8 protein-coding genes, 1 tRNA gene and 1 pseudogene are annotated in these 8,824 nt (G+C 50.6%); all 10 read left to right on the top strand.

The window, feature by feature from the left end; all coding sequences use genetic code 11:
- A pseudogene (gene fusA, locus Q0349_RS02975) lies at positions 1-364 on the top strand (elongation factor G); the annotation flags it as partial.
- A gap of 22 nt (positions 365-386) precedes the next feature.
- Positions 387-1,577 (top strand): elongation factor Tu, encoded by a 1,191-nt coding sequence (tuf, locus tag Q0349_RS02970; protein WP_298079389.1) that lies wholly within the window; start codon positions 387-389, stop codon positions 1,575-1,577.
- A gap of 63 nt (positions 1,578-1,640) precedes the next feature.
- Positions 1,641-1,716, top strand: a tRNA-Trp gene (locus Q0349_RS02965).
- A 17-nt stretch (positions 1,717-1,733) separates the two neighbouring features.
- Positions 1,734-2,111, top strand: coding sequence for a preprotein translocase subunit SecE (gene secE, locus Q0349_RS02960; RefSeq protein ID WP_298079388.1), 378 nt, complete (start codon positions 1,734-1,736; stop codon positions 2,109-2,111).
- Positions 2,111-2,647, top strand: coding sequence for a transcription termination/antitermination protein NusG (gene nusG, locus Q0349_RS02955; RefSeq protein WP_298079387.1), 537 nt, complete (start codon positions 2,111-2,113; stop codon positions 2,645-2,647). The genes secE and nusG overlap by 1 nt, the downstream gene beginning before the upstream one ends.
- A 44-nt stretch (positions 2,648-2,691) precedes the next feature.
- Positions 2,692-3,120, top strand: coding sequence for a 50S ribosomal protein L11 (gene rplK, locus Q0349_RS02950; RefSeq protein WP_298079386.1), 429 nt, complete (start codon positions 2,692-2,694; stop codon positions 3,118-3,120).
- A gap of 2 nt (positions 3,121-3,122) precedes the next feature.
- Positions 3,123-3,818, top strand: a complete 696-nt coding sequence (gene rplA, locus Q0349_RS02945) for a 50S ribosomal protein L1 (RefSeq protein ID WP_298079385.1) — start codon at positions 3,123-3,125, stop codon at positions 3,816-3,818.
- A gap of 182 nt (positions 3,819-4,000) precedes the next feature.
- Positions 4,001-4,534, top strand: a complete 534-nt coding sequence (rplJ, locus tag Q0349_RS02940; protein WP_298079384.1) for a 50S ribosomal protein L10 — start codon at positions 4,001-4,003, stop codon at positions 4,532-4,534.
- Positions 4,535-4,586: 52 nt separating this feature from the next.
- The gene (gene rplL, locus Q0349_RS02935) at positions 4,587-4,961 is read left to right on the top strand and encodes a 50S ribosomal protein L7/L12 (protein ID WP_298079383.1); all 375 of its coding nucleotides are present in this window, start codon (positions 4,587-4,589) and stop codon (positions 4,959-4,961) included.
- Between the two features lie 178 nt (positions 4,962-5,139).
- Positions 5,140-8,824 (top strand): DNA-directed RNA polymerase subunit beta (gene rpoB / locus Q0349_RS02930; protein WP_298079390.1); only part of this gene is annotated, 3,685 nt, incomplete at its 3' end.

The following is an 8,824-nucleotide window of genomic DNA, read 5'->3' as shown; positions in this document are numbered from 1 at the left end:
CCACGAAGTGGATTCTTCGGAAATGGCCTTTAAACTGGCTGGTTCTGAAGGCTTCAAACTGGGCGCGCGCAAAGCCAAGCCGGTATTGCTTGAGCCGATGATGAAAGTAGAAGTTTCTACGCCTGAAGACTATATGGGCGATGTCATTGGTGACCTGAACAGCCGTCGTGGTCTCATCCAGGGTATGGATGATGAAGCAAGCGGTAAGATCGTTCGTGCACGAGTCCCGATGGCAAAAATGTTCGGCTATGCCACCTCATTACGCTCATTGAGCCAGGGTCGCGCCAGTTATTCCATGGAATTTGACTGCTACAACGAAGCGCCGAGCAACGTTGTTGATGAAGTCATCAAGAGCAAATCCTGATTTTTATTTTTGGAGTTAAATCATGTCTAAAGAGAAATTTACCCGAACCAAGCCGCACGTAAACGTTGGCACCATTGGGCACGTTGACCACGGCAAGACTACCCTGACTGCAGCCCTGACCAAAGTAGGTGCAGAACGTTTTGGCGGTACCTTCAAGGCTTACGACCAAATTGACGGTGCGCCGGAAGAACGCGCCCGTGGTATCACCATCTCAACCGCACACGTTGAATACGAATCGCCGAACCGCCACTACGCCCACGTAGACTGCCCGGGACACGCCGACTACGTCAAGAACATGATTACCGGTGCAGCACAAATGGATGGCGCCATCCTCGTCTGCTCCGCAGCAGATGGTCCGATGCCGCAAACCCGTGAACACATCCTGCTTTCTCGTCAGGTAGGCGTACCGTACATCGTAGTTTACCTGAACAAGGCGGACATGGTAGATGATGCCGAACTGCTGGAACTGGTAGAAATGGAAGTACGCGACCTGCTCAGCGAATACGACTTCCCGGGTGATGACACCCCGATTATCATCGGTTCTGCCCTGAAAGCACTTGAAGGCGACCAGTCTGATATTGGAGTACCGTCAATCATCAAACTCGTTGATGCACTGGACAGCTATATCCCCGAGCCGCAACGCGACATTGACAAACCCTTCCTGATGCCAATCGAAGACGTCTTCTCCATCTCCGGTCGTGGTACCGTAGTAACCGGACGTATCGAACGTGGCGTTATCAAGGTTGGCGAAGAAATCGAAATCGTCGGCATTCGTCCGACCGCAAAGACCACCTGTACTGGTGTAGAAATGTTCCGCAAACTGCTGGATCAGGGTGAAGCTGGTGATAACGTGGGTGTGTTGCTGCGTGGTACAAAACGTGAAGAAGTCGAACGTGGACAAGTGTTGGCCAAACCGGGTACCATTACCCCACACACCAAGTTTGAGGCAGAAGTCTATATCCTGTCCAAAGATGAAGGTGGACGTCACACCCCGTTCTTCAAAGGTTACCGCCCGCAGTTCTACTTCCGTACCACGGACGTGACTGGTGAATGCATCCTGCCGGAAGGCGTGGAAATGGTTATGCCGGGTGACAACATCAAGATGACCGTACAGCTGATTTCACCGATTGCGATGGACGAAGGTCTGCGTTTTGCGATTCGTGAAGGCGGACGTACCGTTGGTGCCGGTGTCGTCGCCAAAATTATCGAATAATATTACGCTTGCAAAAGCAGAGGGCGGTGATTATAATCCCGCCCTCTTTTCGACACAAAATACAGGCGAGTAGCTCAATTGGCAGAGTTGCGGTTTCCAAAACCGTCGGTTGGGGGTTCGAGTCCCTCCTCGCCTGCCATTATTCTAGAGGTTGCGATGCAGCAAAATACGGCAGAACAACAAAAGAAATCCTCAGATCCATTTTTTACGGCGTTGGCCGTAATTTTGTTTTTGGGCGGTTTTTATCTGGCAGGCTCAACAACATTTTTGACCGGCTCTTCCGGTTTTGTTCGCTTCGGTATTGTGGTAGCTTCTTTGGTTGCAGCTACTGTGGCGTTATGGCCAACCAGCCACCGCACACATATTTTGTCCCTGATGCGAGGTGCCCGCATTGAAATGCGCAAAATGCGTTGGCCAACCAAGGATGATGCGGTCAAAACAACGATGGTGGTTTTGCTGTTGGTGGCTATTTTCTCTATTGTGCTGAGTATTTTTGACTGGATACTTACCAGCGTGGTCAAGGCGTTACTCTAATGTCCAAACAGTGGTATGTATTGCAGACCTATTCCCAGTTTGAAGGGCAGGTGAAACGGGCCTTGATGGAGCGAATTGAACGCGAGGGATTGCAGGACAGTTTTGGTCAAATTCTGATTCCGTCGGAAGAAGTTGTTGAAATCAAAGACGGTAAAAAACGCAATTCTCAGCGCAAGTTTTTCCCTAACTATGTACTGGTTGAGATGGAAATGAATGAAGCAACGTGGCACGTTGTGCGTAGTATTCCGCGCGTTTCAGGATTCGTTGGCGGTACTGCAGAAAATCCTGCGCCGATTTCACCACATGAAGTTGAGGCAATTTTACGCCGGATTGAGGAAGGAACTGAAAAGCCACGTCCCAAAACCTTATTTGAAGTCGGTGAAGAGGTGCGCATTATAGATGGTCCATTTGCCGAATTTATGGGTACGGTAGAAGAAGTTATGTATGAGAAAAGCAGACTGAAAGTTTCCGTACTCATCTTTGGTCGTCCCACCCCGGTGGAGCTTGAATTCCATCAGGTTGAGAAAGATCTGTAAAAACAGGGGAGCCGCAAGGCGTTATTACCCATCAGGAGTAAAATATGGCTAAGAAAATTACTGGCTACATCAAGCTGCAAATTGCTGCAGGCAAGGCAAATCCAAGTCCGCCTGTTGGTCCGGCACTTGGTCAGCATGGTGTAAATATTATGGAATTTTGCAAGGCATTTAATGCCGAGACGCAAAGTTTGGAAGCGGGTATGCCGATTCCGGTTGTTATCACGGTTTATAGTGATCGCAGTTTCACTTTTGTTACCAAAACGCCACCTGCTTCTTATCTGTTGAAAAAAGCTGCTGGTATTAAATCCGGCAGTAGCCGTCCAAATACTGAAAAAGTGGGCAAAGTTACCCGTGCTCAGTTGGAAGAAATTGTCAGGGTTAAGCAACCGGATTTGACAGCAGCAGATTTGCAAGCGGGCGTCAATACGATTGCAGGTAGTGCGCGTTCCATGGGTTTGAAGGTTGAGGATTGATTATGGCCAAATTGTCTAAACGTGCCAAAGCATATCGTGCACAAATAGAAGCGGGTAAAGTCTATCCTTTGGCAGAAGCATTGACACTTCTGAAATCTGTTCCGGCTGCCAAGTTTGTTGAATCTGTTGATGTTGCCATCAACCTCGGTATTGACCCGCGCAAATCAGACCAGGTTGTGCGTGGCGCGGCGGTATTGCCGAATGGTACCGGAAAGTCTGTGCGTGTCGCCGTTTTTGCGCAAGGTGCTGCAGCTGATGCAGCTAAAGCAGCAGGTGCTGATTTGGTAGGTATGGATGAGCTTGCCGATGAAATCAAGGGTGGTCGTAGCGATTTTGATGTAGTTATCGCTGAACCGGCTGCCATGCGTGTCGTTGGTCAACTGGGTCAGGTGCTTGGCCCGCGTGGGCTCATGCCAAACCCGAAAGTGGGTACAGTAACGCCTGATGTCAAAACGGCCGTAGAAAATGCCAAAGCCGGTCAGGTGCGCTTCCGTGCTGACAAAGGTGGCGTTGTGCACGCAATGATTGGCAAGATTAATTTCTCTGAGCAACAGTTGGTAGAGAACCTCAATGCATTGGTTGCAGAGATCAATAAATTGCGCCCTGTCGCAGCCAAAGGTATTTACCTGAAAAAGGCTTTTGTGTCCACTACCATGGGGCCGGGCGTTGCCGTTGATATTGCCTCTTTTGGTGCATAAATAAAATTATGGAATTTGGGATAGCTGCGTGGCAGCTATCGTCAAAGACTGCGGGTGTTCGCGAGAACTTAATTTCCTGCATAGATGGTAGGTCGACTTCAGCTATCTGAAAAAGGCTATACCAAGGTCCATCGGGATTCCGATGGTTTTAGGGTAACCCGATCCGACTTAAGGAGTATGGAATGGGCTTGAATTTAACCAGCAAAAAAGCGGTTGTTGCGGAAGTCAGCGAAGTTGCTGCCAAGGCATATGCGCTGGTTGCGACGGAGTACCACGGGCTGACTGTGGCACATATGACGCAATTGCACGCACGTGCCCGCGAAACCGGTGTTTATCTGCGGGTGGTTAAAAATACCCTGGCCAGAAGGGCTGTCGCCGAGACTGAATTTGCGTGTACGCAAGAACGTCTGGTCGGCCCGCTGGTTTTGGCATTCTCAATGGAAGATCCCGGTGCTGCAGCGCGTCTGTGGCGCGATTTCTTCAAGGAAAACGACAAACTTGACAAGAAAATGATCAAGTTCCTGAGCGTTTCTGGTGAAGTATTGCCGGGCAGTGAACTGGAACGGTTGGCAAAACTGCCGACCAAAGACGAGGCATTGGCATTGCTTATGGCTTGTATGCGTGCGCCGCTTGACAAATTTGCGCGCACCCTCAACGAAATTCCAGGCAAACTGGTTCGTACCATCGAGGCTATTCGCCAAAGCAAGGCTGCATAATTGCGCCTTGGGTATTGTTTAACAATTTCTGATTTAATTTTTGGAGTATAAAATGGCTATCGCTAAAGAAGATATCCTGAATGCTATTGCTGAAATGTCAGTAATGGATATTGTTGATTTGATTTCCGCAATGGAAGAAAAATTTGGCGTTACTGCTGCTGCAGCTGTTGCTGCTGCGCCGGTTGCTGCTGGCCCGGTTGCCGCAGCGGAAGAACAAACTGAATTTGATGTGGTTCTGACTGATGCTGGTGCCAACAAGGTTGCCGTTATCAAGGTTGTCCGTGCTGTAACCGGCTTGGGTCTGAAAGAAGCCAAAGAAGCCGTTGATGGCGCTCCGTCCACCCTGAAAGAGGGTGTTGCCAAAGAAGAAGCTGAAAAAATCAAGGCTGAACTCGAAGGTGCCGGTGCCAAAGCCGAACTTAAATAACTTGTTTCGGTTCTTTTCTGAAAGTACTGGCGCTCGCGCGTCAGTACTTTTTGTCGTCTGTGAAAGATGATGCGATTGCAAATGGCAAATGGGTCGCCGTTTGTCATCTCATAATCTTTTTAGTATTCCAAATTCCCCGTGCCCTGCGCATATTTTGATGTCCGAGGTTAGTGCCGCTATGACTTATACGTTTACCGAGAAAAAACGCATCCGCAAGAATTTCAGCAAACATCCTACGGTATTGGATACGCCGTACTTGCTGTCAATGCAAATTGATTCTTACCGTGATTTTCTGCAAAAAGGGATTCCTTCGGACAAACGGACTGATATTGGTCTGCATGAAGCCTTTTCTTCCATTTTTCCGATCGTAAGCCATAATGGGCTGGTTGAATTGCAATATGTCGGTTATGAACTGGGCAGACCGGAATTTGACGTGCGTGAATGTCAGTTGAGAGGCGTCACTTACGCCTCGCCGTTGCGGGTACGGATGCGTTTGGCTATTTATGACAAGGGCAATCATGACAAGCGCAAACTGAAGCAAGTGATTGAATCCGAACCGGTCTTCATGGGTGAAATGCCACTGATGACGGATAATGGTACCTTTGTTATCAATGGTACCGAGCGGGTTATTGTCTCCCAATTGCACCGTTCGCCGGGTGTCTTCTTTGATCATGACAAGGGTGTCGGGCATAGCTCCGGTAAATTGTTGTTCTCGGCGCGCGTTATTCCCTATCGCGGTTCGTGGCTGGATTTTGAATTTGATGCGAAGGATCTGCTTTATTGCCGTATTGACCGTCGTCGCAAATTGCCGGTAACGGTATTGTTACACGCACTGGGTTATACCGATGCGGAGATTCTTGGAGAATTTTTTGAAACGCAAAGTTTCAAAATCAGCAAGAACAAGCTGGAAATGAAATTTCAACCGGCGCAATTCAAGGGCGAAGCGGTTGCTTTCGATATTATGGCGGATGGCGAAGTGCTGGTTGAAGCGGGCAAGCGGATTACTTCCCGCCATGTGCGCCAGCTGGAAGAAAAAAATGTGAGCAGTCAGGTTGTGCCGATGGATTTTGTTATCGGCAAAATTCTTGCCAAAGATCTCATCGACAAGGAAAGTGGCGAACTGATATTGCCTGCCAATACTGTGCTGACAGAAGAACACCTGGTTAAATTCGTTGAACTGGGCGTGAAATCGTTTGAAACGCTTTATGTCAATGAGCTGGACCGGGGTGCATATATTGCTGATACGCTGCGTGTCGATGAAACGACGGATCAGGATAATGCGCGCGCCGAAATTTATCGCATGATGCGTCCGGGTGAGCCACCGACGAAAGATGCGGCGGACGGGTTGTTTGAAAATCTGTTCTTTAATGAGGAACGCTATGATTTGTCCCGTGTAGGCCGGATGAAATTTAATCGTCGCCTCGGTATTGAAGGTGATACCGGCGAAGGCGTATTGTCCAAGGAAGATATTGTCCGCGTGTTGAAGACGCTGATTGCCATTAAAGATGGCGACGGTACGGTGGATGATATTGACCATTTGGGGAACCGCCGCATCCGTTGCGTTGGCGAAATGGCAGCCAATGCGTTCCGTATCGGTTTGGTACGTTTGGAACGTTCCATCAAGGAACGCTTGAGCCAGGTCGAATCCGAGCAATTGACACCAAAAGACCTGATTAACCAGAAACCAGTTTCTGCTGCAATCAAGGAATTTTTCGGTTCTTCGCAATTGTCGCAATTCATGGATCAGAACAACCCGCTATCGGAAGTCACGCACAAGCGTCGCATTTCCGCGCTGGGGCCGGGCGGTTTGACCCGCGAACGCGCCGGTTTTGAAGTACGCGACGTGCATCCGACTCACTATGGCCGTCTTTGTCCGATTGAAACGCCGGAAGGTCCGAACATCGGTTTGATTAATTCGCTCGCCGTTTATGCCAAGACCAATGAATATGGCTTCCTTGAAACGCCGTATCGCAAGGTGATTGATGGCAAGGTGACAATGGAAACGGAATATCTTTCCGCTATTGAAGAGTCCAAATATGTCATTGCCCAGGCGAATGCTGCCCTCAATGAAGACGGCTCTTTCCGTGATGACCTGATTTCTGCGCGTTTTGAAAATGAATTTATGTTGTCGCGCGCCGATCGCATTGACTATATGGACGTCTCGCCGAAACAGATTGTTTCCGTTGCGGCTTCGCTTATTCCCTTCCTTGAACACGACGACGCCAACCGTGCACTGATGGGCTCGAATATGCAACGCCAGGCGGTGCCGACATTGCGTGCTGACAAACCGCTGGTGGGTACTGGCATGGAGCGCACCGTTGCCAGCGATTCCGGTGTGCTGGTGCGTGCTGAACGTGGTGGGGTGATTGATCTCGTTGATTCTTCGCGTATTGTCGTCAAGGTCAATGATGATGAAGTACAGCCGGGCGGTTTGGGGGTAGATATTTACAATCTCACCAAATACACCCGTTCCAACCAGAACACCTGTATCAACCAGAAACCGCTGGTCAAGCCGGGCGATGTTGTCGCGCGTGGCGATGTGCTGGCGGATGGCCCGTCCACGGATTTGGGGGAACTGGCGCTGGGGCAGAATATGCTCATTGCCTTCATGCCTTGGAACGGCTACAACTTTGAGGACTCTATCCTGATTTCCGAGCGTGTCGTCCAGGAAGACCGCTTCACCACGATTCATATTGAAGAGCTGACCTGCGTCGCGCGCGATACCAAGCTCGGTTCGGAAGAAATCAGTAGCGACATCCCGAACGTCAAGGAAAGTGCGCTAGCGAAGCTGGATGGCACCGGTATTGTTCACATCGGTGCGGAAGTGAAGGCGGGCGACATTCTCGTCGGCAAGGTCACGCCGAAGGGTGAACGTTCGCAGTCGCCGGAAGAAAAACTGCTGCGCGCGATTTTTGGCGAGAAGGCGTCGGACGTGAAAGACAGTTCGTTGCGCGTGCCGACCGGCATGGATGGCACTGTGGTGGATGTGCGCGTTTATACCCGTGATGGCGTGGAAAAAGATGCGCGTGCGAAGGAAATCGAGGCGATGGAAATCGAGAGTATCGCCAAGAACATCAAAGACCAGTTGCGCGTCTTTGAAAGCGACATTCACGAGCGGGTGGCGCGATTGCTGCTCGGTCAGGCGATCAAAAAAGCACCGAAGCGCAAGTCCGGCGATTTAGTTGATCAGGCGCTCCTTGACGAACTCAAGCCGGAGCAATGGTTTGACTTGCGCCTGCAAGAAGCCGACATCAACGAGCAACTGGATGGTATGCACCAGTTGCTGCTCGACAAGCGACGCGAGTTGCAGGATTACTACGAAGAGAAGAAGGCCAAGTTTGCTCAGGGCGATGACCTCGCGCCGGGCGTGCTAAAAATGGTCAAGGTCTATCTCGCCGTCAAGCGCCGCCTGCAACCGGGCGACAAGATGGCAGGCCGTCACGGTAACAAGGGGGTAGTGTCACGCATCGTCCCGGTGGAAGATATGCCCTATATGGAAGACGGTACCCCGGTTGATATTTGCCTCAACCCGCTCGGTGTTCCGTCGCGGATGAACATCGGCCAGGTGCTGGAAACCCACTTGGGTTGGGCGGCGCGCGGTCTTGGTTTGCGCATCGGTGAGATGCTCGACCAGAACGAAAAACCGCGCAAGCTGCGTGATTACCTGAACGAGGTTTACAACCACGACGGTCAGCGCGAGGCGATTGATTCGCTCAACGATGAAGACTTGGTCGCGCTTTGCCAAAACCTGCGTGCCGGAGTGCCGATGGCGACGCCGGTTTTCGACGGCGCGAAAGAAAGCGAAGTGCAGCGCATGCTGGAGTTGGCCGGGCTGCCGAAGAGCGGTCAGACCCGCCTTTACG

This window comes from uncultured Cardiobacterium sp. (assembly GCF_938028185.1).
GTDB lineage: Bacteria > Pseudomonadota > Gammaproteobacteria > Cardiobacteriales > Cardiobacteriaceae > Cardiobacterium.
Note: the sequence above shows the minus strand (reverse complement) of the source record. Positions and strands in the feature narration are given on the sequence as shown.